At 43.6% G+C, this 22,295-nt stretch carries 19 protein-coding genes; 12 read left to right on the top strand and 7 right to left on the bottom strand.

Annotated features, from left to right (window positions below; genetic code table 11):
- Nucleotides 1-21 precede the first annotated feature (21 nt).
- Complete coding sequence (locus GCWU000325_RS03830; protein ID WP_006254824.1) at nucleotides 22-447, top strand: HU family DNA-binding protein; 426 nt, start codon at nucleotides 22-24, stop codon at nucleotides 445-447.
- A gap of 291 nt (nucleotides 448-738) precedes the next feature.
- Here the strand turns inward: GCWU000325_RS03830 and lpxB are convergent, their stop codons facing one another.
- The gene (gene lpxB, locus GCWU000325_RS03825; protein WP_006254822.1) at nucleotides 739-1,908 is read right to left on the bottom strand and encodes a lipid-A-disaccharide synthase; all 1,170 of its coding nucleotides are present in this window, start codon (nucleotides 1,906-1,908) and stop codon (nucleotides 739-741) included.
- Between the two features lie 29 nt (nucleotides 1,909-1,937).
- Complete coding sequence (surE, locus tag GCWU000325_RS03820; protein WP_006254821.1) at nucleotides 1,938-2,708, bottom strand: 5'/3'-nucleotidase SurE; 771 nt, start codon at nucleotides 2,706-2,708, stop codon at nucleotides 1,938-1,940.
- 183 nt (nucleotides 2,709-2,891) lie between these two features.
- On the opposite strand from surE, the gene GCWU000325_RS03815 reads away from it, so the two are divergent.
- From GCWU000325_RS03815 to GCWU000325_RS03785, 7 genes are all read left to right on the top strand, one after another.
- Nucleotides 2,892-3,668 carry a ParA family protein gene (locus tag GCWU000325_RS03815; RefSeq protein ID WP_006254820.1) on the top strand — a complete coding sequence of 259 codons (777 nt, stop codon included), beginning with the start codon at nucleotides 2,892-2,894 and terminating at the stop codon, nucleotides 3,666-3,668.
- Between the two features lie 5 nt (nucleotides 3,669-3,673).
- Nucleotides 3,674-4,567: a ParB/RepB/Spo0J family partition protein gene (locus tag GCWU000325_RS03810; protein ID WP_006254819.1), complete on the top strand. Its 894-nt coding sequence runs from the start codon at nucleotides 3,674-3,676 to the stop codon at nucleotides 4,565-4,567.
- 41 nt (nucleotides 4,568-4,608) lie between these two features.
- A complete protein-coding gene (locus GCWU000325_RS03805; protein ID WP_006254818.1) occupies nucleotides 4,609-5,301 on the top strand; it encodes a DUF5683 domain-containing protein in 693 nt (230 codons plus the stop codon).
- Between the two features lie 17 nt (nucleotides 5,302-5,318).
- The gene (locus tag GCWU000325_RS03800; protein WP_006254817.1) at nucleotides 5,319-6,683 is read left to right on the top strand and encodes a lytic transglycosylase domain-containing protein; all 1,365 of its coding nucleotides are present in this window, start codon (nucleotides 5,319-5,321) and stop codon (nucleotides 6,681-6,683) included.
- A gap of 37 nt (nucleotides 6,684-6,720) precedes the next feature.
- A complete protein-coding gene (locus GCWU000325_RS03795) occupies nucleotides 6,721-8,985 on the top strand; it encodes a RelA/SpoT family protein (RefSeq protein WP_006254816.1) in 2,265 nt (754 codons plus the stop codon).
- 1 nt (nucleotide 8,986) lies between these two features.
- Nucleotides 8,987-10,408, top strand: a complete 1,422-nt coding sequence (locus tag GCWU000325_RS03790; protein ID WP_006254815.1) for an alkaline phosphatase — start codon at nucleotides 8,987-8,989, stop codon at nucleotides 10,406-10,408.
- A 239-nt stretch (nucleotides 10,409-10,647) separates the two neighbouring features.
- Nucleotides 10,648-11,055 (top strand): pyrophosphohydrolase domain-containing protein, encoded by a 408-nt coding sequence (locus GCWU000325_RS03785; RefSeq protein ID WP_006254814.1) that lies wholly within the window; start codon nucleotides 10,648-10,650, stop codon nucleotides 11,053-11,055.
- A gap of 420 nt (nucleotides 11,056-11,475) precedes the next feature.
- Here the strand turns inward: GCWU000325_RS03785 and GCWU000325_RS03780 are convergent, their stop codons facing one another.
- Nucleotides 11,476-12,564 carry a glycosyltransferase family protein gene (locus tag GCWU000325_RS03780; RefSeq protein WP_006254813.1) on the bottom strand — a complete coding sequence of 363 codons (1,089 nt, stop codon included), beginning with the start codon at nucleotides 12,562-12,564 and terminating at the stop codon, nucleotides 11,476-11,478.
- A gap of 74 nt (nucleotides 12,565-12,638) precedes the next feature.
- On the opposite strand from GCWU000325_RS03780, the gene GCWU000325_RS03775 reads away from it, so the two are divergent.
- Nucleotides 12,639-13,040: a hypothetical protein gene (locus GCWU000325_RS03775; protein WP_006254812.1), complete on the top strand. Its 402-nt coding sequence runs from the start codon at nucleotides 12,639-12,641 to the stop codon at nucleotides 13,038-13,040.
- 43 nt (nucleotides 13,041-13,083) lie between these two features.
- Here the strand turns inward: GCWU000325_RS03775 and GCWU000325_RS03770 are convergent, their stop codons facing one another.
- From GCWU000325_RS03770 to GCWU000325_RS03755, 4 genes are all read right to left on the bottom strand, one after another.
- Complete coding sequence (locus GCWU000325_RS03770; RefSeq protein ID WP_006254811.1) at nucleotides 13,084-13,818, bottom strand: YebC/PmpR family DNA-binding transcriptional regulator; 735 nt, start codon at nucleotides 13,816-13,818, stop codon at nucleotides 13,084-13,086.
- A 32-nt stretch (nucleotides 13,819-13,850) separates the two neighbouring features.
- Complete coding sequence (gene pheT / locus GCWU000325_RS03765; protein ID WP_006254810.1) at nucleotides 13,851-16,340, bottom strand: phenylalanine--tRNA ligase subunit beta; 2,490 nt, start codon at nucleotides 16,338-16,340, stop codon at nucleotides 13,851-13,853.
- A 927-nt stretch (nucleotides 16,341-17,267) separates the two neighbouring features.
- Entirely contained in the window at nucleotides 17,268-18,179 is a 912-nt protein-coding gene (locus GCWU000325_RS03760) for a dihydroorotate dehydrogenase (RefSeq protein ID WP_006254808.1), read from the bottom strand.
- 2 nt (nucleotides 18,180-18,181) lie between these two features.
- On the bottom strand, nucleotides 18,182-18,949 hold the full coding sequence (locus tag GCWU000325_RS03755) for a dihydroorotate dehydrogenase electron transfer subunit (RefSeq protein ID WP_006254807.1): 768 nt from the start codon (nucleotides 18,947-18,949) through the stop codon (nucleotides 18,182-18,184).
- A 70-nt stretch (nucleotides 18,950-19,019) separates the two neighbouring features.
- On the opposite strand from GCWU000325_RS03755, the gene GCWU000325_RS03750 reads away from it, so the two are divergent.
- The 3 genes from GCWU000325_RS03750 (at nucleotide 19,020) to GCWU000325_RS03740 (ending at nucleotide 22,272) form a co-directional block, all read left to right on the top strand.
- On the top strand, nucleotides 19,020-19,751 hold the full coding sequence (locus GCWU000325_RS03750) for a copper homeostasis protein CutC (RefSeq protein ID WP_006254806.1): 732 nt from the start codon (nucleotides 19,020-19,022) through the stop codon (nucleotides 19,749-19,751).
- Between the two features lie 302 nt (nucleotides 19,752-20,053).
- Nucleotides 20,054-20,989: a glycosyltransferase family 2 protein gene (locus GCWU000325_RS03745; protein WP_006254805.1), complete on the top strand. Its 936-nt coding sequence runs from the start codon at nucleotides 20,054-20,056 to the stop codon at nucleotides 20,987-20,989.
- The gene (locus GCWU000325_RS03740) at nucleotides 20,986-22,272 is read left to right on the top strand and encodes a DUF3329 domain-containing protein (protein WP_006254804.1); all 1,287 of its coding nucleotides are present in this window, start codon (nucleotides 20,986-20,988) and stop codon (nucleotides 22,270-22,272) included. Before GCWU000325_RS03745 ends, GCWU000325_RS03740 begins: the two co-directional genes overlap by 4 nt.
- The last annotated feature ends 23 nt before the right edge of the window (nucleotides 22,273-22,295 follow it).

Raw genomic sequence — 22,295 nt, 5'->3', positions numbered from 1 at the left:
TAACTTAAAACAATAAACAATATGCTGGTATTCAAAGTGATTGAAAGCATCATGCGCATAGGTCCGCGCAAGGGGCAGAAGGCCTACAGCGCTGTGCCGAAGGCTCCGCTGAAATTCTCCTCGAAATGGCTCGTGGAGCGCATCGTCAGGGAAACGTCATTGAGCGAGGGCGACGTGAGGAACGTCATCATCACGTTGCGCAACATCGTCATAGAGATTGTCACCCTCGGCGGCTCGCTCGACTTGGGCGACATTTTCTCGCTGCGCACCGCCATACCCTCGAAGATGGAAGCCAAGGAGGTCGATGTCTGCGCCGAATCATTGAAGCGTCCGCGCATCATCGTGACGTGGAAAGAGCCCGTTCGCCAGGCCTTGAAGAAGATCGAGGTGGAGGTCGACAACCCGAAGCGGAAGAAAGAAAAAGGAAAGTTGGGCCCAAAACCGTAAACCTTCCCGAGACTCTCCGGCTTTGCCTGCTCCCGCAGGCAAAGCCTTCCGGAAGCGGAAGATCGACACAAAAGGCAAGGGAGAAGAGATGCGTTTCTCTTCTCCCTTGCCTTTAATGCTAACAAGCCAAGACCGGACGAACTTGGTTTAGGGGATAAGGAAAATCTCCTCGAGAAAGTTTTCCCGCAACACGAATCAACCTGCTCAACCTACCCCGTTATTGCGCATACAGTTCTTTGTGAAATAATGAGAAATGAAGGGTTAAAATGTTGCGGCAACCGAACTTAAGTCCTATTGTTCAAGCCGTAGACGCTCATAGATTTCTTCTGCCACGCGCAGAGGAGCACCAAGTCCGCCTAACCGCTGTCGCATAGTTTCATAACCGGATAAAACAGCCTCATGCTTACACCCTTCCGGAAGGATATCGGCTAAAGCTTGGCGCACATTAGAGACCGTCATTTCATCGGCCACCAACTCGTTGACCACTTCTTGATCGCAGATGAGATTCACTAAGCTGATATACTTTACTTTCAGGACAAGTTGCCTCATAAAAGAAACCAACTTGCCGGCAGCCGTATGATAGCAGACGACTTGGGGCACATTGAAGAGTGCCGTTTCCAGCGTTGCCGTCCCGCTTGTAACGAGTGCCGCCGTAGCATGCGAAAGTAAGAGGTAAGTTTCATTACGCACCAGATGCAAGTGTGCACGTTCATCGGCCGTCAACCGGGTCAAGACTTTTTCATAAAAGGCCGGATTAACGGCGGGAGCGCACGCTATCACTAATTGATAGGTCTTTTGCAATAAGGGGTGAGCCGCTCGAATCATCTTTATCAAGTTGCGCTCTATTTCAGAAGCCCTGCTACCTGCCAACAAGGCGATAATCTTGCGATTTTTCTCTAACCCGTGCTGCTCGGAAAAGTCTGCAAAAGTTGTTTTATAGGATGATTTGAAGCGGGCCACCTCTTCAACAGACGGATTGCCCACATAGCTGATTGGGTAATGATGCTTCTGCTCAAAAAATTCGACCTCAAAGGGTAATATCGAGAACAGACGATCAACGTAGCGCCTTATGCTTTTAATGCGATACTCCTTCCACGCCCATATCTTAGGTGCAATATAGTAGTAGACAGGACAAATGTTTTGCTTATGTACATACTTGGCCATTTTCATATTGAAACCCGGATAGTCAATCAAGATCACACAGTCGGGACGCCAATCCTTTATCTCCTTTTTGCACCTCCGCAACCCTTTCAAGATAGCAGGCAGATGCAGCGCAACAGCTATGATGCCCATATAAGCCAAGCTGCGATAGTGGTAAAGCAACTGCCCGCCTACCGCGCACATTAAATCCCCTCCGATAAACCGAAATTCAGCATCCAAATCCTTACGCTGCAAGGCCCGCATCACATCAGCCGCATGCAAATCGCCACTGGCTTCTCCGGCAATCAAAAAGTATTTCATATCACAAAAGGGATTTCAAAGAAAGGAACTTAGTAGTCCTGACGCAACAGTTCGACAAAATCGTAGGCTGTATTATCCATAGTAGTCGGCGTCACGGCAACATAATCGTGCGACAAGGCCCAAATATCCGTATCTTCCGCCTCCGGCTCCAGACTCTGCCGACTTCCTGACAGCCAATAATACTTCGCGGAATAGCCGTTGCGTTCGCAGTCTTCAATTTCGTTAATCCAGCGACTACGTGCCATACGGCAAATGCGAACTCCGGCAAACTTGTCGACCTTGGGGAAATTGATATTTAAGCACGTAAAGGGCGGGAATCTCCAAACCAGCGCCTTCCGATAAAAATCCAAGATATACGTCTTTAACGGCTGAAAGTTTGCATCATCTCTATGGTCACACAGCGAAAAAGCAAGCGCCGGAATCCCTTGCAAAGCCCCCTCGCAAGTTGCGCCCATCGTACCTGAATAATGACTATTCACACTCGAATTGTCGCCATGATTGATACCGGAAATAACCAAATCAGGCTTTCGCTCCACTAAACGATTTAAAGCCAACTTTATGCAGTCGCCCGGCGTCCCCGTGCAAGCATAGACCTTCAAATGCTCTTCATCTTTGAGCATTTCTGCTTGAACAGGAAGCATCGAAGTTATAGCCAACGCATAGCCGGAGCGAGCGCTATCAGGCGCCACAACAATTATATCAGCTTCATCTTTTAGTGTATCAATGAGGAAATTTATGCCTTTTGCAAAAAAACCATCATCATTGGAGATCAATATATAGGGTCTCTGTCTCTTCATCATAATCTATTTATCTTCTTTGTTGTTAGAGGTAGAAAATCGTGCGATTCCCTTGCTTTCGTAGGTCGGCAAAATTACGAAAAAAAGGGAGACTGCTTTCTAAATAGCTATATTTTTGCTACCTTTGCCATCTATAAAAAGGCGCCGAGACGACATTTGGCGTTCTTAACTAAGACGATTCCGTAAATGGGTAAAATAATTGCATTAGCAAACCAAAAAGGTGGTGTCGGGAAAACGACCACCTCGATGAACTTGGCCGCATCATTGGCCACGTTAGAAAAAAGAGTGCTCCTGGTAGATGCTGACCCGCAAGCCAATGCCTCTTCAGGCTTAGGCGTAGATCTAAACGAAGTAGACTCTACGCTCTATGAATGTATCATCAATCAGGGAGACATTAAGGAAGCCATCTATACTACAGACATCGAAGGCTTTGATGTCGTGCCCTCTCATATTAACTTGGTCGGTGCGGAGGTTGAGATGCTCAATCTAAAGAAAAGAGAATATATCTTGAAAGAATTGCTCACGCCGATTCGAGATGAATACGATTATATCTTGATTGACTGCTCACCTTCATTAGGGCTGATAACGGTGAACAGCCTTACGGCTGCAGACTCTGTAATCATACCGGTGCAATGTGAATACTTTGCTTTGGAAGGAATAAGCAAACTTCTGAATACGATTAAGATCATCAAGAAGAAGCTGAATCCGGCATTGGAGATCGAAGGCTTTTTGCTGACAATGTATGACAGTCGCTTAAGACTCGCCAATCAAATCTATGATGAGGTGAAACGCCACTTCCAAGAGCTCGTCTTCAAAACTGTGATTCAGCGCAACGTAAAATTGTCAGAGGCGCCAAGTCATGGTTTGCCGGCAATACTCTATGATGCAGACTCAACGGGGTCGAAGAATCATATGGCTTTAGCTAAAGAGATTATTCAGCGAGAAACGACTCCCAAACAATAGACATTATGGCTGTTCATAAAAAATATCCTGCACTCGGGCGAGGTTTAGATGCATTGATTGATAGAGATGAAGAAATTCACACCAGTGGATCTTCATCTATCAATGAAGTTGCCGTAGACCAAATCAACCCGAACCCCGACCAACCTCGACACGAGTTTGATACCGCTGCACTGACAGAGCTTGCTGAAAGCATAAAGCACATCGGAATCGTGCAGCCCATCACACTACGCCAAATGGAGGATGGGAGCTACCAGATCATAGCCGGTGAACGCCGATGGAGGGCCTCAAAACTTGCTGGTCTTAAGACCATCCCTGCATATGTTCGCACAGCTAACGACGAGAATATGATGCAAATGGCGCTCGTCGAGAATATTCAGCGCGAAGACCTGAATGCCATCGAAGTGGCGTTAGCTTACCAGAAATTCATAGAACAATATAGCTGGACACAAGAAGAACTGAGTGCAAAAGTTGGTAAGAACAGAGCAACTGTAGCTAACTCGTTACGCCTATTAAAGTTGCCGGCAACGGTGCAAATGGCACTCCAGAACAAGACATTAAGTCAGGGACACGCGAGAGCTATCTTAGGACTTCCGGAGCCATCGCTACAACTTAAACTCTTTAAAGAGATCAATGAGCAAGGCTATTCTGTACGCCAAGTTGAGGAAATCGTCAAAAAGATAAACAATGGCGAAACCGTAAATAGTGGACGACATACCATAAGAAATAGAAAGGTCGGCTTATCACCGGAATATAATGAATTGAAGGAAAGTCTCTCTAAATTCTTCCAAACGAAGGTGCAAATGACTTGCTCACAGGAAGGAAAAGGCAAGATTACTATTCCGTTTACGAATGAGCGTGAATTGGAACATATCATTGCGCTCTTTGATAAAATGAGATAATCGTGAAGTATAATTCTTGGCTATTTGTTGTCGTAACTTTTATGCTTTGTGTAAATTGTTTTTCACTCAGAGCTCAAACAACTGACACTATACAAACAACACAGGAAAAAGCGATTGCAGCTTCTCATCTATCACATGAACAGAAAAATGTATTTTTGAAAGATTCGCTACTTAAGGAACTTGAAGACTCAATCGGCGTACAAGATCAAAAGTACATCAAAGACTTAAAGAAGAAGAAATTCACCCCTAATCCTCAGCGCGCACTTTGGCTTGCTTTGGTTTGCCCAGGTGCCGGACAAATTTACAACAAAAAATATTGGAAATTGCCCATCTTATATGGAGGCCTGTTGGGCTGCACTTATGCGTTTCTTTGGAATCAGCAAATGTACAAAGACTATTCGCAGGCCTATCTTGATATAATGGATAATGATCCTAACACGAAAAGCTACTTAGATTTGCTTCCTCCCAACTATGATATAACAGGGAAGGAAGATCAATTTAAGAAGATTTTCAAAAATAAGAAAGACTTCTATCGTCGGTATAGAGACCTGAGCATATTCAGCTTTATCGGCGTATATCTTCTTTCAGTCGTGGATGCTTATGTTGACGCTCAGCTCTCCGTCTTTGACATATCAAAAGATTTGAGCTTACGCATAGCTCCCGCTATTATCAGTAACACTCAAAACTTTCGAACACAATCTGCATTTGGAGTAGGTTGTAGTTTGTCTTTTTAAGAATCACTATCATTAATATGAATATAAAGACTTTCGCCATCACAGCTTGTATAGTAGGGAACCTACTTTTTTGCACTCAAACATCGGCACAAGATATAATAACGGTCCACGACTCTATCACAAATTCAGATGAGGAATTTGACCTTCCCGAAGGTATGACTTTCGCAGAGGATTCCTTATTGCGCCAATGGCAAAATAAGAATTATCTATATCCGGATACAACCTGTGAAAATCCGAATTTTAACCCCACATACGCTACCGACGTTTATCAAGATCGATTGAGACGCCTCTTGACTGTAATGGAAATGCCCTACAATCAGGTTGTGCAAAAATTTATCGACCAATATAGTAACAGATTGCGACGTTCCGTCTCAATTATGTTGGGAGCTGGCAATTTTTATATGCCTCTCTTTGAAGAAGCATTAGATCATTACAACCTCCCCTTAGAACTAAAATATCTTCCTGTCATTGAGTCTGCTCTCAACCCTACGGCAAAAAGTCGTGTTGGCGCAACCGGCTTATGGCAATTTATGCTTCCTACAGCTAAACGCTATGATTTGGAAGTAAATAGTTTGATTGATGAGCGTTGTGATCCATATAAATCAACTTGGGCTGCGGCAAAATATTTGAGAGACCTTTACAAGATCTACAAAGATTGGAATTTAGTAATTGCAGCCTACAACTGTGGCCCTGGTCAGATAAACAAAGCAATTCATCGCAGTAAAGGAGAACGCGACTATTGGAAAATATACCCTTATCTTCCTAAAGAGACACGCGGCTATGTGCCGGCTTTTATCGCGGCTAACTACATTATGAATTACTACTGCGACCATAATATTTGCCCAATGAAGACAAAGTATCCCATTGTAACGGATACGGTAATGATCACAAAGGATTTAAACATACAACAGGTCGTAGAACTATGTAATATAGATGCTGACCTTATCCGCACATTAAATCCGCAATACAAAACAGACATTATTCCAGGCTATTCAAAGCCAAGTTCGTTATGTCTTCCTCAAAAAGAATTAAATTATTTCTTAGATTTAGGCGACTCCATATACAACTATAAGACAGAGCTGTATCAAAAGAAACGCTATGAAGTAGCTGTTGACGAAACAGAAATTCCTGTTGAGAGACAGCAATACAGTAGCACCTTTACAAGGTATAGCAAGAACAAAAGCAATGGTCGACACCTCAGTAAAAAAGAACGGCTAAAAGAAAAAACAAGACATAAAGACTCAAAATTAAAAAGAGATAAAAAGAAGCCTTCTTCAAAGAAACATGCCAAAGATTCTAAGAAGAAACCCTCTAGAAAAAATGAGGCAAAACCCTCAAAGCACAACAACAAGAATAGCAAGAAGGGAAAGAAACGTCGTTAATAAAGTAGTAACCCCTCATTTCAAAGGAGAATAAATTATGGACGATCGACATCTCACATTAACGCCTCAAGAGCAAAAAGACGAGGAACTTATACAAGCCGCTTTCCAGCATTTGTTGGACACCTATTTAGCTACGAGCCACAGAAAGAAAGTGGAAATCATAACTAAAGCGTTCAACTTTGCAAAACAAGCTCACAAAGGCGTGCGTAGACTTTCAGGGGAGCCTTACATTCTCCACCCCATTGCCGTAGCTCAAATTGCTTGCGAAGAAATAGGGTTAGGCTCAACCTCTATTTGCGCGGCTCTTCTGCACGACGTAGAAGAAGATACCGACTACACAAACGAAGACATAGCCAATCTATTTGGGCCGAAAGTTGCAGACATTGTTGAAGGACTCACGAAAATCAATCGTGGCGTGTTTGGAGACCGCGACTCTCTACAAGCCGAAACCTTCAAAAAGTTGCTACTAACAATGAGTGACGATATACGCGTCATTCTCATTAAGATATCGGACCGCCTCCACAACATGCGAACTTTGGCTTCTATGGCTAAAAGTAGGCAATATAAAATTGCAGGAGAGACATTATATATATATGCCCCTTTGGCTGATCGTTTAGGGCTGAATAAGATTAAGACTGAACTTGAAGATCTCAGCTTTCGCTACGAACTACCTGAAGAATACGAAAAGATTACCCAGCTTCTTGCCAACACACAAGAAGAGCGAAAGACAATTTTCGATAGCTTCGTTGGTCCGATTCGTGCCGCTTTGGACAAAATGGGTTTCAAGTATGCTATTCTGCAACGTATCAAGTCTCCATACTCCATTTGGTGCAAGATGCAAAACAAGCACGTTGTATTCAAAGAAATCTACGATATTTTAGCTATTCGCATTATCTATACCCCTTTAGATCGCTCGAAAGAAATTGATGAGTGCTTCAGCATATATGGCGCCTTAACTCAGATTTACAAGCCTCACCCTACCCGCTTTCGCGATTGGTTGAGCACGCCCAAGGCCAATGGCTATCAAGCTCTGCACAATACGTTTATGAGTAATGATGGAAAGTGGATAGAAGTACAAATCCGCTCTGATCGTATGGACGACATCGCTGAGCAAGGATTTGCAGCCCATTGGAAATATAAAGACAAAGAAGCAGAGCACGACGAAAGCGAGTTGGATAAATGGCTTGATTCTATCAAAGAGATCTTAGATGATCCTCAGCCGGACACATTAGACCTTTTAGATACAATCAAACTAAACCTGTTTTCCAAAGAAATCTTGGTATTCACGCCAAAAGGTGAAATTAAAACGATGCCCAACAATGCAACGGTTCTCGATTTCGCCTTTTCAATCCATACATTTTTAGGAGCTCACTGCTTCGGTGCCAAAGTTAATCATAAGCTTGTCCCACTCAGCTACCGCTTGAAAAGTGGTGATCAGGTTGAAATCCTAACTTCCAACACACAACACGCACAAGCCGAATGGCTAAACTTTGCCACGACGGCCAAAGCGAGAGGAAAAATTCAAGCAATACTCAGACACGAAAAGAGAGAGGTCATCAAAGAGGGCGAAGCGAAGCTAAAAGCATTCTTAAAGAAGGCCGGCTTAGAACTTTCTGCAAGTAATCTTGATAAGCTGACTAGTAGTCGCAGCTACATGAACAAGGACGAGTTCCTCTATGCTATAGGAAATGAAAAACTTTCCTTGAGCGAAAGCGATCTCAACACGCTATTAGGTAAGACCAGCACATCCGGTTGGCGCAGATATGTACCTTTTATGAACAAAAAAGCGCCTGAACCCCAAATCCTTAGAGAGAGTGACTTCTTAGAAGGACTAAACCACAAAAAGATCCTGACCATCACCGATGAAATCCTTTCTAAGAGTACAATGGCAACTTGTTGCCATCCTATTCCGGGCGATGATGTCCTAGGTTATATCACACCACAAAAGACCTTAGAAATACATTTACGCAACTGCCCCGTAGCCACAAAACTCAAAACACGCTTCGGCAATAATATTGTTGCGACAAAATGGGATACACACAAAGTTCAACAATTTCCCGCAGCTGTTTATATACGTGGCGTAGACAGCCAAGGCGTATTACACACGATAGCTGATACACTAAGCAGTGAGAAAAGCTATGTTTTAAAGCGAATTACGCTTGATACAAACGATGGAATTTTTGAAGGCAAGTTAGAATTTTTAGTCAACGACACAAAAGATCTCAAGCGCATTATTACTAATCTCCAAAAGCTCAACAACGTAGAGAAAGCATATCGCATTGAGGATATCACGATTCAATAATATGAAAAAGTTTTACTTATTAATTCTTTCCCTCACACTGACTTGTGCAGCTTTTGCGCAGCCAAAAGCCAAGTACGTCTTTTACTTCATTGGCGATGGAATGGGCGTTAATCAAGTCAATGGCGCAGAAACTTACTTGGCAGCTCTAGAAGGCCGTATAGGCATTAAGTCTTTGTGCTTTACACAATTTCCTTATGCCGCATTCGTCACGACTTACTCTGCCACCAACGGTGTAACCGACTCTGCAGCCGGCGGCACAGCTTTAGCAACCGGTCATAAAACGAAAAACGGCGCTATTAGTGTGTTAAAAGACCTCCAGACGCCGATTTACAGCGTTGCGGAAGCTGCTCAACGCGGTGGCGCCGCCGTAGGCATCTCTACCTCGGTGACAGTAGACCACGCCACACCGGCCGTCTTTTATGCCCACGCTGAGCATCGAAAAATGTATTATGAAATAGGCAAGCAACTGACAACATCTAATGTTGACTTTTTCGGCGGCTCTGACTTCCATTCGCCGGTAAACAAAGAGAAGAACAATTCAGAACCGGATCTATATCAACAAGCAAAAAATAACGGCTACACGATCGCTCGGGGCTATGCTGACTTTACGCAGAAAGCCGCCAAGGCAAAGAAGATGATTTTATTCCAACCGGAAACCGATAGTAAAGCCTTTCGTTATTCTATTCCTTACAAACTCGACCGCAAGCCGGGCAATCTTTCTTTAGAGCAGATCACCCAAGCCGGCATTAGCTTTCTCACGAAGCAGAAAAAAGATGGTTTCTTCTTTATGGTTGAGGGTGGTATGATTGACTGGGCCTGCCACGGCAACGACGCAGCGTCATACGTCAACGAGTTAATTGATATGGACAAATGTGTACAAATTGCCTACGAATTTTACAAACAACACCCTGACTCTACGCTGATTGTCATTTCTGCCGATCACGAAACAGGCGGACTTTCTCTTGGCCGCGGACCTTACGAATTGCACCTCGATCGCTTAGCCTATCAAAAAACAAGCTTGGCCGAATACACGCGCCACCTGAAAGCGCTACACCAATCATTGAAGGAAAATTTTACTTGGGAAGTTGTCAAAGCAGATTTGCAAACTAACTTCGGCTTTTGGGATAAAATAGAATTAACGGAGCAACAAACCGCGCGTCTCAAGAAGGCATACGACGACCTAATGACCGGTATTGCTGCCGGCAAAGAGGACATGTATAGCAAGAAAGACCCCATTACCTATGCAGCCGGGCTGACGATGGATGAGGTTTCACTGATCGGTTGGCAAAGTGGTGGCCATTCCAATGGTTTTGTAGGCGCTTACGCTATCGGCGTAGGGGCAGAGGCTTTCCAAGGACAGATAGATAACACAGAAATTCCCCGTCTAATTGCCAAAGCTGCAGGCTGGCAACTGCGTCCATAAATAAGGGAATTAGCAAGGCTCAAAGTAACAGCTTTTATCAACAGCGACGATTCGCAATGAAAAGCAACACATCAAAGAGGCGCGACACGAGACGACAAGCAGTTTCTCGTGTCGCCTTTCTTTATTTACCACGTTTGCATTTATTTCTCAAAATAGCAAAGAGAATACCCCTTGCGCTCAATCCTCCTCACAATTCGCCCAAACGAACAACCTCTAAAGGCACGATATCTCTAACAATCATGCAGAAGCAACTCCAAGAAGTCTTAGAATTTCACCAAAAATTTGACGTCTACAGCAACACTACGCCCACGATCAACCTACCCCACGATGCCTACCTCCTACGCAAGCATATCATGCAAGAGGAAGTAAGCGAATACTCAGAGGAATATGAGCGAGAAGGCCTATCTGACGATGAACGCCTGCAAGCTGTGGCCAAAGAGTTAGCCGATATTATCTACACAGCCTTGGGCACGGTCATAGCACATGGCCTACAGGATAAATTTGAACAAATCTTTGATGCTGTACATCAAAGCAATATGAGCAAACTCGATGCAGCAGGAAAGCCTGTGCGCAGACCTGACGGAAAGGTGATCAAGTCTGACTTGTATCAAGCCCCAGATCTTAGTTTCTTAAAGCAAAATGATTAGCAGACGGCTTACGCAACCGGTGCGAAAGCCCAAAAGTATCCAGCTATTCGTCTGATTTTTAACGACGAATAGCCAATTTTCGCGCAAGGACTCCTCATCTTTTCCACTTTTTATCGCGATAACAAAGTCGTACCATCACGAGCGTACGTTTGTATCATCGTGAGAAAAGAGCTGTACGCTCACGATAGTACAATGCAAAAAAAGGAGTTCGTCTGCAAAAACCAGACTAAGCGTCGGAAAAATTAGGGTTTAGTAGTGAGCTTTACTGATGCTTGCTTAAGCATAGATTTATTTACCGAACAACTTATGGGAGATGCGTCAAATGTGTACAACCTGTCTTTAGCATTTAACAAAGAAAGACAGCGCATTTGAGTGTCATAGCAAAACTCGATCAAGACAGCAGCTTGCAAATTATTATTCTCACCGACTCCAGAAGTCCAAATAAGCTGCTGCTACTTTGCGATAATCATGGTAGCGCTCAATATAGGTATAGCTATCCTTTCTGCGCTGTATCAAAGCTGATTTATCCTGAATCAAAGCCTTCAGCTGCTCATACACATCAGCCTCATTGGGCAGCACGTTTACTATCGGAAAGAGATCTTTATCGCCTAATATTTCATAGTTTTCGGGCTCTCCTCCCCCGACAATCGCTATCCCTTGCGCCATAGCCGCCAATGCATTCATCGCAGGCGTGTAACTATAAAGCTGATCCAGCAAGACATCGCTGCCACTTAAGAGCTTCACATACTGCTTAAAAGGTACGGATTCTACTTTTACGACTTCGACAAGCTCCGGATAGTCATTGGCCAAACGCAGCAAGGCTTTGAGCATAACATCTGTGCCTTTATAAGCAGAACGCTCTTTCTGTATGCCGATGAAAAAGCGTACTTTATCGCGAACTTCAATAACTTTCTTTTCAGAAAGCTGAATGGGGAAAGGGATAAATTTTAGTTTGTCGGCATAAGTTGCCACATAAGACACGTAATATTCGTATAAACCAGCAATAATCCCATCGCAATCGGCTGCTACATATTGGTTTAATCGGCCTTTTTCGCCGACCAACCAATCCCGAACCCAAACCGTATTATCCGGATTCTGACGCAAGTGTGGGCCAAAATTAAAATCGCTATACCGAAAAGTATGACCATCTAATCCGGCTTTCACGTAGTAGTGATCCATACCAAAAGCCCCCATGAAGACCTTCTTATTATGGCGCCGCAAATAGCGATAAAAGGGATAAATGCGCTCAGCTTTCAAGGGCAAAAAGACGGGGTTGATAATTTGAACGACATCGTAGTTGCGAAATTTGCGAAACGTACGCCACAATTTTCCGTAATAAAGAAGGGAGGAAAACTTTCCTAAAGATGGGCGCTTCAAGTCGATATCGCGCGGATAGTTCTTCCAGCCATCGCCATCAGAAGCAAGGACTACGTCATGCCCAAACTCGCGCAGACCTTTTAGAAGAGTTGCGTGCACATTACTATAATCGCCGATCAGGAGGATTCGCATAGCGGGTAAAGATAAAGTTTATTTATGTGAGGAATGGTTCATTGCGCAGAAATTTATCACTATCTTCGCCCATTATGATGAAGTTATGCCCCTTATTACTATTATTGGCCTTTGTAAGCTGTCAAGAAAACTTCGATAAACGTTTACATCGTGAAGCAAAAGAGTATTCAGCACAACATTGCCCGCAACAAGTGCAAGAGGAAACCGTATTGGACAGCACGACTTACGACATTTCGACACGCACTTTCACACGCTGGTTTACGCTAAGTGGGAGCTTAGATACGCTACAAGCACAGGAGATCATGCAAAAGCAGCAATCGACCTTACAACAAGCGCTTCTAAAAGAATTACAAGACGATCCTAAATGGAAATATTGTATGGAAAAGGAGATTATCTTCGCCTATAAATATCGCTCAAAAGAGACTGGCAATATCGTTTTCCAAACAACACTTATGCCTAAGGATTATGCGCAGTAAGATATGAGACTTCGCTAACAATAATAAAGAAGAAGCTCCTTAATTAAGAAGCTTCTTCCGGTTTCATGTTCGTGTAGACGGTTTGCACATCGTCAAACTCTTCTAATTTCTCCACCATTTTATCGATGGATTCACGTTGTTCGGGCGTTACGTCCTTAAGATCGTTGGGAATGTAAGTGAACTCAGCACCTACAACCTCAAAATCGTTTTCTTCTAAATGTTTCTGGATCTCACCAAAACTCTTGGGGTCACCATAAATCGTAATACTATCCTCTTCATCATCGATATCGTATTCGTCTTCTACACCATAATCGATCAGATCGAGGATGAGTTCATCCATATCTAAGCCATCTTTCTTCTTGAAAGAAAACACGCATTTGTGGTCGAACAAGAAAGCGAGCGAGCCCATAGTTCCGAGGTTGCCACCAAACTTATTAAAGACGCTGCGAACGTCGCCGACGGTACGCGTAGTGTTATCCGTCAGCGTATCAACAAAGACAGCAACACCATGAGGTCCATATCCTTCATAAGTCATCGGCTTATAGTCGCTTTGATCTTTGCCGGATGCATTCTTTATTGCACGCTCGATATTATCTTTAGGCATATTCTCGCGCTTTGCATTGGCAATGATGGCGCGAAGCGTCGGGTTGTTTTCCGGTTCCGGACCTCCCGCTTTAACAGCTATGGCTATTTGTTTTCCGATCTTTGTAAAAGCTCGCGCCATATGCCCCCAGCGTTTTAATTTGGCGGCCTTTCTATACTCAAAAGCTCTTCCCATAATTTTATATTTCGATGTTTGTTTGTTATCTGTTATCTCAATGTAGCGTTTAGCTGCTTCTGAAGTTGCTGAATAATCTTGTTCATGACAGCTTCCGTTTGCTTATCATTCAAAGTCTTATTCTCATCTTGGAGCGTAAAGTTGACAGCATAGCTTTTCTTATCAGCCCCCAAATTTTTCCCTTCGTACACGTCAAAAAGCGTAACTGATTTGAGCAATTTCCGCTCTGCCTCAAATGCAATCCGTTCAATCTCTGCAAACTTCACGGTTTTATCAACCAATAAGGCTAAGTCGCGACTTACGGATGGGTATTTGGCTATTTCTACAAATTCCACCTTATTTTTTGCCGTCTTACGCATCAATTCATCCCAATGCAAATCGGCAAAATAAACTTCTTGGTCTAAGTCGAATAAAGCATTAATGCGGCGAGCCACCACACCAAATTCTAATAGGACTTTATCGTTTCTGTCTTTTAAGACAAGTCCTTTGCTGAAAAGGTTATTATCTGATTCTTCCGTCTTGAGCCCTTTAAAAGAAAGGCCTAATCGAACTAAAATGTCTTGTACGTAGCCTTTTAATTCAAATACGCTGGACTCTTCATTTGGATGCGCCCAGTTGTTTTCGACACGTTTTCCGGTAATCCACAAGCCTAAATGATATGACTCCGAATAGCGGTTTACTGTTTTAGCAGTTTGCTCTTCACCCTTGCCTTCTGCGTTTTGCAGTTTAGCATCAACGCGATAGCATTTGCCTATTTCAAAAAACCTTAGATTAGAAGTCTTGCGGTTTACATTACGCGTAATGGATTCCATTCCACCAAAAAGCAGCGTCTGTCTGAGCACATTCAAATCTCCACTTAAAGGATTCATTATATGAACAAGATACTCATTTTTATAGGCATTTAATTCAGTATAATAACTCTCTTTCGTCAAAGAGTTATTCATAATTTCATTAAAGCCCTGTCCAACCAATTGCTCCGAAATCAAATTTTGCAATTTGTAGGAGCGGTCTTCTTCACCCTGAATTGTTAGGCAAGTATTCATTTGCTTGGGCAGACCAACATTGTTATAACCGTAAATACGTAAAATATCTTCGACTACATCGCAGGGACGCTGTACATCTACTCTATAAGAAGGAACAAGAAGTTGCAGTCCACTTTCTGTCTCTTCCGCAATCTTCATTTCAAGAGAGGTAACAATCTCTTTGATAACATCAACAGGAATTTCTATTCCGATTACCTCGTGTATATATTGGTAGGTCAAATCAACGGTGAAATGAGAAGGTTGCTTGATGGGATTAACTTCTTTAATCTCCATAGAAACCTTACCTCCGGACAACTCTTTCGCCAACATGGCCGCAACCTTCAGCGCGTAAATCTGCCCTTCCGGATCTATACCACGTTCAAAGCGGAAACTGGCATCTGTGCTGATCGCATGATGACGAGCGCTTTTACGAATCCAAGTTGGATTAAAGTAGGCACTTTCAAACAAGATATTCTTCGTCGTCTCATAAGTGCCAGAACCTTTTCCTCCCAAGATTCCCGCAATGCACATAGGTTCTTCCGCATTGCAAATGGCTAAGTCTTTTCCATCTAGTTTATGCTCTTCTCCATCCAAGGTAACAAATGGCTCACCGTCCGAGCAAGTCCGTACGATAACCTTGTTGCCCTTGACCATATCGGCATCAAAACAATGAAGCGGCTGTCCATAAGCAAACATTACGTAGTTGGTTATGTCGACTATATTATTAATTGGCCTAACGCCAATAGATAATAATCGATTCTTCAACCACGTAGGGCTTTCTTTCACCTCGCAATCGGACAAGGTCACCGCACAATAGCGAGGGCAGCCTTCCGGTGCGTCTATTTGAATGGCTATATCAAGGTCCTTGTTATCTACCGAGAAAGCAGCGACATCTTGTCGATGAAGAGCTGTCTTATGACCGTTTCTTACCAGCCAAGCATACAAGTCTCTGGCAACTCCATAGTGTGAACACGCATCTGAACGATTAGGCGTAATATCTACACCTATAATATAGTCAGACTCTAATTCGTAATATTTCGCAGCCGGAGTTCCAACTTGTGCTTCAGCAGGAAGAACTATAATTCCGTTTTGATCAGTCCCAACGCCTATTTCATCTTCCGCACAAATCATACCGAAGCTTTCAACTCCGCGAAGCTTTGATTTCTTTATCTTAAAGCTGTCTTCTCCATCGTAAAGAGTCGTGCCGATTGTTGCAACCATCACTTTCTGTCCGGCAGCAATATTCGCAGCTCCACAAACTATTTGTATAGGACTGCCTGCTCCCAAATCTACAGAGCAAACATGCATATGGTCTGAATTGGGATGAGGCTCACAAGTTAAGACCTCGCCTACTACAATGCCCTTTAATCCGCCCTTTATCGTTTGGAATTCTTCTATATCATCAACCTCCAGACCTATAGATGTGAGCGCTTTGGCCACTTCTTCTGCAGAGAGGTCAAAATCGACATATTCTTTAAGCCAATTATACGAAATGTTCATAGCCTATCATTTGTTTATAATCGCACATCATTCTTCATGCGCAAGAGAAAGTATGCAAACTTTCCTCCTTATTGTAATCTTATTGGGTGCAAAATTACAACTTCCCAACGAAAAATAGAAGTGAAAGAGCAACGTTTCTATTTGATGATATCTTATTGAAAGAATCTTACTTCAAAAGACGAGTCAAACTATCGCAAATTCTATAGTTCCCATTCGGGATAAGCCACATCTTCGGTATAAGGGCTCGCTGAAGACGCCTTATAGGTGGCGTTAAGGGCTCATATTTTAAGATGTCAAGGAGTTCTATAAGGAGTGCAAGAGGAGTCATATAAGGAGTGCAAGAGGAGTCCTATAAGGAGTGCAAGAGGAGTCCTATAAGGAGTGCAAGAGGAGTCCTATAAGGAGTGCAAGAGGAGTCCTATAAGGGATGCAAGAGGAGTCCTATAAGGGATGCAAGAGGAGTCCTATAAGGAGTGCAAGAGGAGTCCTATAAGGGATGCAAGAGGAGTCCTATAAGGGATGCAAGAGGAGTCCTATAAGGGGTGCAAGAGGAGTCCTATAAGGGGTGCAAGAGGAGTCCTATAAGGGATGCAAGAGGAGTCCTATAAGGGGTGCAAGAGGAATCCTATAAGGAGTGTGAGATGATTTATACTTAAAGATGTCGAGGACTTATACTTGAAGATGTCGAGGATTTATACTTAAAGGTGTCGAGGACTTATATAAAGAACGTCGATAAACTTACTATATCGGCACAAAAGTCTCATAACCGTTTCACCGAATCCGGCGAAACAACCTATGGTGCAGCAGGATTGGAAGTGAGTCTTCGTTTGTGGCGGTTTACAGTCAGTCATAAAATCACGCAGAACGGCTCACTATGACAACTTTTAGTTAGAGAGCCTTGCTTAAACCGAATAGGGATAACAAGCATCAAACTTCCAAAGAACCGACAATCTCTTGTACCTGTTTTATATTATGGTTATCCATCCAAATCTCTAAATCAGCTGCAATTCGCATCGTTATGGAAGGATCAATGAAATTTGCCGTCCCTACTTGCACTGCTGTTGCTCCGGCCATTAAGAACTCCACGACATCTTGCGCCGTCATAATACCTCCAAGCCCTATTACCGGAATCTTCACTACTCGCGCAACTTGCCAAACCATTCTCAAGGCCACCGGCTTTATAGCCGGTCCGGAAAGTCCACCTGTAGCAATACTCAACTTGGGGCGGCGAGTCTCAACATCTATTGCCATCCCCATCAACGTATTGATCAAAGATAAACCATCAGCTCCCTCGGCCTCTGCGGCTTTTGCTATTTCCGCAATATCCGTCACGTTAGGAGAAAGCTTTACGACGAGCAATTTATCATAATGTCTGCGTACCTCTTTCACGACAGCTGCGGCACACTTTGCAGAAGTACCAAAAGCCATCCCGCCATCCTTCACGTTCGGACAAGATATATTTAGCTCTATTCCGGGTATGTCTTCCAATTCATTGACGCGTGCTGCACAAGCCGCATAGTCTTCCGGAGAAGAACCGGAAACATTCACAAAGAAATTGGTCTTCAAATTCTTAATCTTCGGATAAATCTCTTTTGAAAAATAATCGACGCCCTTGTTTTGAAGACCTACACAGTTAAGCATTCCCTGCGCCGTCTCTGCCATACGCGGGTAGTCGTTGCCTTGCCTTGGCAAAACAGTAGTGCCTTTTACAAATACACCTCCCAAGCGGGTAAAGTCGACGAAGTCTGCAAACTCGAGTCCATATCCAAAAGTTCCGGAAGCCGTCATTATAGGCGTGTTTAATGAGAGCTCTCCTATTTTTACGCGTAAATCAGCCATTTTTACCAAGTTAATTGATTTGCATTAAACACCGGCCCTTCCGTGCAGACGCACACATTTCCCTTCACCGTCTTTTCCACACAGCAAAGACAAGCCCCAAGTCCGCAAGCCATTAGGTTTTCAAGTGACACCTCGCAGTTTATATTTCTTGACTTAGCAACCTTTACAACCGCTTTCATCATCGGTTTTGGACCGCAAGTATATATTCCCTCAAACGTGTCTTCCAATACCTTATGATCAGTTACAAAGCCTTTTGTCCCCAAGCTTCCATCTTCTGTCGTCGTATAAGTATCTCCCAGTTTTCTGAACAAATTCAATTGCAAAAGGTCCTCTTCTCTCTTTCCTCCCAACAAGAACACGGGCTCGCTACCTAACTCTTTTAGTTTTTTTCCTAAGAATAAAAGCGGTGCAGTCCCTACTCCGCCGCCAATTAGTAAGTAGCGACCAGTTTTTAAGGATAGCGAAAAATTATTGCCTAAAGGAAATAAGCAGTCTAAAAGGTCTCCTGCTTTCAAACAAGCCAAACGTCGCGTACCTTCCCCCACGCTATGCACCAACAGCCACATTTCATTTTTCGACTCATCTACATAATTAATAGAAATAGGACGACGCAAGAACGTAGCAGGTGAGTTTGTTATTCTTATATTCACAAATTGTCCCGGCATCATATCCGAAAAAAGAATTTGTTCATCAGTTGCTTTTAAGAGCACATAATCATCTTTAAGCTTTTCTACGGCGGTTATTCGTAATTCGCTTACATATTTTTTCATAAGATAGGGCTTTAAACGCGGACAAATTTAGCAAAAACTTGGTATATTCGCAGTTGAAAAACGAAAGACAATGGAATTAGAAATCTGTACAAACAGTTATAATAGTGCATTAGCGGCCCAACAGGGAGGAGCTGATCGCATTGAATTATGTGTAGGCTTGGCTGAAGGTGGACTTACGCCTTCAATGGGGCTAATTAAGCAGGTTGCACAATTAAGCGGACTCAAGAAACATGTATTGATTCGCCCGAGAGGTGGCGACTTTTGCTATACTCCTGATGAAGTAGCTATTATGGAGACGGACATTCGTCTCTTAAAGGAAGAAGGAACAGATGGGGTTGTTATAGGCGCATTGAATCCTGACGGAACAGTCGACTTGCCTACCATGCGGCGTCTTATTACTGCGGCAGAAGGACTTAGTATTACCTTCCATCGAGCCTTTGATATGTGCGCCAACCCCGAAAAAGCCTTAGAAGACATCATAGCATTGGGGTGCCATCGTATCCTAACATCCGGCTTATCTCCAACGGCAGAACAAGGCATTCCGATGTTGCGAAAATTGGTTGAACTTTCCGGACGACGCATTGAAATTATGCCTGGCTGTGGTGTCACTCCGCAAAATGCAGCACGCATCTTACAAGAGACTGGTGCTACCAATATACACGCTTCAGCCAAACATACGAGAGACAGTGTAATGGCTTATCGAAGAGACACTATAGATATGGGCGAAAAAGGAAAGAATGAGTTCGCCATTCAAGAGACTTCACCTCGCTTGGTTGCAGAAATCAGACAAGCTATTGGCTAAAGATGTCCATAGAAGCTCAACGCGTAGGGTCCTTATTCCGATGACGTTCTAAGAAACCTTCCTATTTTCTTTGGTATAAACAGTTACATTCCACTATCTTTGCATAAAATAGGCGGCGCCTCAGCAATTGAAACAAGTTTCATTGCATTCAGCTTGCTCTATCTTTGCATAAAATAGGCGGTAGTTCCACTTCTAAAAGTGAGCGTCTGCAACCTCTACCCTCTCACGCGCACAAGCTAGCCGGGAAAGCAAAACTTTTTCTAAACATCTCCTAGCAGCTTTTTTATGATCTTTACAAGCGTATGAAAAGTATCGAAGTTCTCATCCCCACGTACAATGAGGAGCAATCCATTCCTCTGTTATATGAGGCATTGTCCCATACCGCTCAACAAATAAGCCGGTACGATTGGCGCTTCATCTTTATCAACGACGGGAGTAAAGACCATTCGCAGGACATATTAGAAGCTTTGAGCGAACAGGATGAAAGAATTGCCGTCATTAACCTTTCGCGCAATTTCGGAAAAGAGAATGCAATGCTTGCCGGAATTGATTATGCTCAAGGCGATGCGGTAATTATTATGGATTGCGACCTGCAACATCCCGTTTCAATCATTCCGGAAATGCTCAAAGCTTACGAAGAGGGTTATCAGGATGTTTATGCTCGTCGTGCGCATCGAAATGCAGAGCCTCGACTAAAGCAATGGTGCACGAAGCGCTATTACCGTTTATTACAGAAGTCTACGCGCTTCGACGTACTCCCGGATGTTGGCGATTTCCGACTGTTAGATCATCGATGCATAGGGGCTTTAAAGCAATTGAGAGAAACGGATCGCTATACAAAAGGCCTTTTCTGCTGGATTGGTTTTAAGAAGAAAGAAATCACGTACACTACGGAAGAGCGCCGCTTTGGAAAATCTACCTTCACCTACTTTGGCTTATTGAAGTTAGCCTTAAACGGCTTAACCTCTTTCACAACTGCCCCACTCCGGTTCTCTACCATCACCGGCTGCATCGTATCTTTTTTCGCATTCGTCTACCTCATCTATGTCGTCATCAAGACTTTGATCATAGGCGAACCCGTGCAGGGGTTTCCTACGCTTGTAGTCTTAATACTGTTGTTGGGCGGACTGCAACTACTTAGCATTGGTATTATCGGAGAATACATTGCCCGGATTTTTAATGAATCTAAGCGGCGCCCTAATTATATCGTGGCATCCATTAAAGCAAAGCAGCAATGAAAAAAGGCTCATATTCTCTGGTTCTCCTACTCATGTTGGCGGCGTTGGTCTCTTACTTTTCCTACGTCTCCCCTTGGGTTGGCGACGACATAGAATATGCTTATTTCTCTGCGATCAAAGATACAAACGGCACAAACCTACCTATCCACACGCTACAAGACATCTTTGTTTCTCAATATAACCATTATCAAAGCACAAATGGGCGAACGGTGGCCCATTGTTTCGTACAATTCTTCTGCGGCATTGGCGGACAAATCGCTTTTTCTATTTGTAACGGCTTGATGTATATACTACTCGTCGTACTCATCTGCCGCCTGATACATTGGGATTGGAAAAAACCTCGCTCGGTCTTTGTGACACTCTTATTAGTGCTTTTTACGTTCAATACAGGTTTTACGCCGAGTTGCCAAATTGGCTATATCTGGATGTTTTGCACGGCTTTAGGGACACTCTATATCTTCCAACGACAACCCCAACTCTCATTTTTCTCAGCCATACTCGTTTTTCTATTCAGCATTTTGGCCGGATGGGGACAAGAAAGCTTAAACTTCGGTTTATGCATGTCGTTTTTCGTCTTTTTCTTGCCCCATTTCAAGCAAAACAAGGCCGCTCGCTGGCTTGTACTTATCGGCTTCGGTTTAGGCACACTGATGATCTGCCTCTCGCCCGGCGCTTGGACGCGCGCCGCACAATCACACCAATTGCTAAATGTCTCTCTGCTCAATTTAGCTCACTATTCGCGCGCCCTTTATTTATACCTATTCTATGCTCTTTACCTGCTCTTATTCAGGCGGGCCAAAATTGGGCAATTTTTCCACACAAATGCCTTCTATCTCATTGCCATTTTCACCCTGCTATGCTTCAATCTTATCATAGGAATAAGCGGACCGCGACAGCTTTTGGGCATAGAACTGCTCTCCATCTTAGGCTTATTGCAGTCTCAGCAAAGTTTTGAAACAAAAAGGGCCTATAATACGGCCTTCATTATGCTACTTACCTTCTTCACGACCCTCATCATATTGAAGCGAATGAGTTTTACGCTACAGACGCGCACAGCTTTTGATCAGACAATGGCAGCTTGCAGGAAAGCACCGAGTGGTTCTACCGTAATACATTACTTCGGTAGTGATGCAAAGGCTTGGCCCGGCGACCATTTTTTAAGGACGATGGAGAAGAAAATCAAGATTGAGACCGGGCATACCATTCATATCATCCCCGCAAGTCGCCCCGATTACACACCGCAAGGCGCTATTCAAGCAGACAATCTTAAGCAACGCCCATAAGTTCGCATGGCGAAACGCAAAGC

This window comes from Alloprevotella tannerae ATCC 51259 (genome assembly GCF_000159995.1).
Classification (GTDB): domain Bacteria; phylum Bacteroidota; class Bacteroidia; order Bacteroidales; family Bacteroidaceae; genus Alloprevotella; species Alloprevotella tannerae.
Note: the sequence above shows the minus strand (reverse complement) of the source record. Positions and strands in the feature narration are given on the sequence as shown.

What these genes read in the sequence shown, in the direction of transcription:
- GCWU000325_RS03830 (WP_006254824.1), top strand. Translation starts at nt 22, where the DNA reads ATGCTGGTATTCAAAGTGATTGAAAGCATCATGCGCATAGGTCCGCGC.
- lpxB (WP_006254822.1), bottom strand. Translation starts at nt 1,908, where the DNA reads ATGAAATACTTTTTGATTGCCGGAGAAGCCAGTGGCGATTTGCATGCG.
- surE (WP_006254821.1), bottom strand. Translation starts at nt 2,708, where the DNA reads ATGATGAAGAGACAGAGACCCTATATATTGATCTCCAATGATGATGGT.
- GCWU000325_RS03815 (WP_006254820.1), top strand. Translation starts at nt 2,892, where the DNA reads ATGGGTAAAATAATTGCATTAGCAAACCAAAAAGGTGGTGTCGGGAAA.
- GCWU000325_RS03810 (WP_006254819.1), top strand. Translation starts at nt 3,674, where the DNA reads ATGGCTGTTCATAAAAAATATCCTGCACTCGGGCGAGGTTTAGATGCA.
- GCWU000325_RS03805 (WP_006254818.1), top strand. Translation starts at nt 4,609, where the DNA reads ATGCTTTGTGTAAATTGTTTTTCACTCAGAGCTCAAACAACTGACACT.
- GCWU000325_RS03800 (WP_006254817.1), top strand. Translation starts at nt 5,319, where the DNA reads ATGAATATAAAGACTTTCGCCATCACAGCTTGTATAGTAGGGAACCTA.
- GCWU000325_RS03795 (WP_006254816.1), top strand. Translation starts at nt 6,721, where the DNA reads ATGGACGATCGACATCTCACATTAACGCCTCAAGAGCAAAAAGACGAG.
- GCWU000325_RS03790 (WP_006254815.1), top strand. Translation starts at nt 8,987, where the DNA reads ATGAAAAAGTTTTACTTATTAATTCTTTCCCTCACACTGACTTGTGCA.
- GCWU000325_RS03785 (WP_006254814.1), top strand. Translation starts at nt 10,648, where the DNA reads ATGCAGAAGCAACTCCAAGAAGTCTTAGAATTTCACCAAAAATTTGAC.
- GCWU000325_RS03780 (WP_006254813.1), bottom strand. Translation starts at nt 12,564, where the DNA reads ATGCGAATCCTCCTGATCGGCGATTATAGTAATGTGCACGCAACTCTT.
- GCWU000325_RS03775 (WP_006254812.1), top strand. Translation starts at nt 12,639, where the DNA reads ATGATGAAGTTATGCCCCTTATTACTATTATTGGCCTTTGTAAGCTGT.
- GCWU000325_RS03770 (WP_006254811.1), bottom strand. Translation starts at nt 13,818, where the DNA reads ATGGGAAGAGCTTTTGAGTATAGAAAGGCCGCCAAATTAAAACGCTGG.
- pheT (WP_006254810.1), bottom strand. Translation starts at nt 16,340, where the DNA reads ATGAACATTTCGTATAATTGGCTTAAAGAATATGTCGATTTTGACCTC.
- GCWU000325_RS03760 (WP_006254808.1), bottom strand. Translation starts at nt 18,179, where the DNA reads ATGGCTGATTTACGCGTAAAAATAGGAGAGCTCTCATTAAACACGCCT.
- GCWU000325_RS03755 (WP_006254807.1), bottom strand. Translation starts at nt 18,949, where the DNA reads ATGAAAAAATATGTAAGCGAATTACGAATAACCGCCGTAGAAAAGCTT.
- GCWU000325_RS03750 (WP_006254806.1), top strand. Translation starts at nt 19,020, where the DNA reads ATGGAATTAGAAATCTGTACAAACAGTTATAATAGTGCATTAGCGGCC.
- GCWU000325_RS03745 (WP_006254805.1), top strand. Translation starts at nt 20,054, where the DNA reads ATGAAAAGTATCGAAGTTCTCATCCCCACGTACAATGAGGAGCAATCC.
- GCWU000325_RS03740 (WP_006254804.1), top strand. Translation starts at nt 20,986, where the DNA reads ATGAAAAAAGGCTCATATTCTCTGGTTCTCCTACTCATGTTGGCGGCG.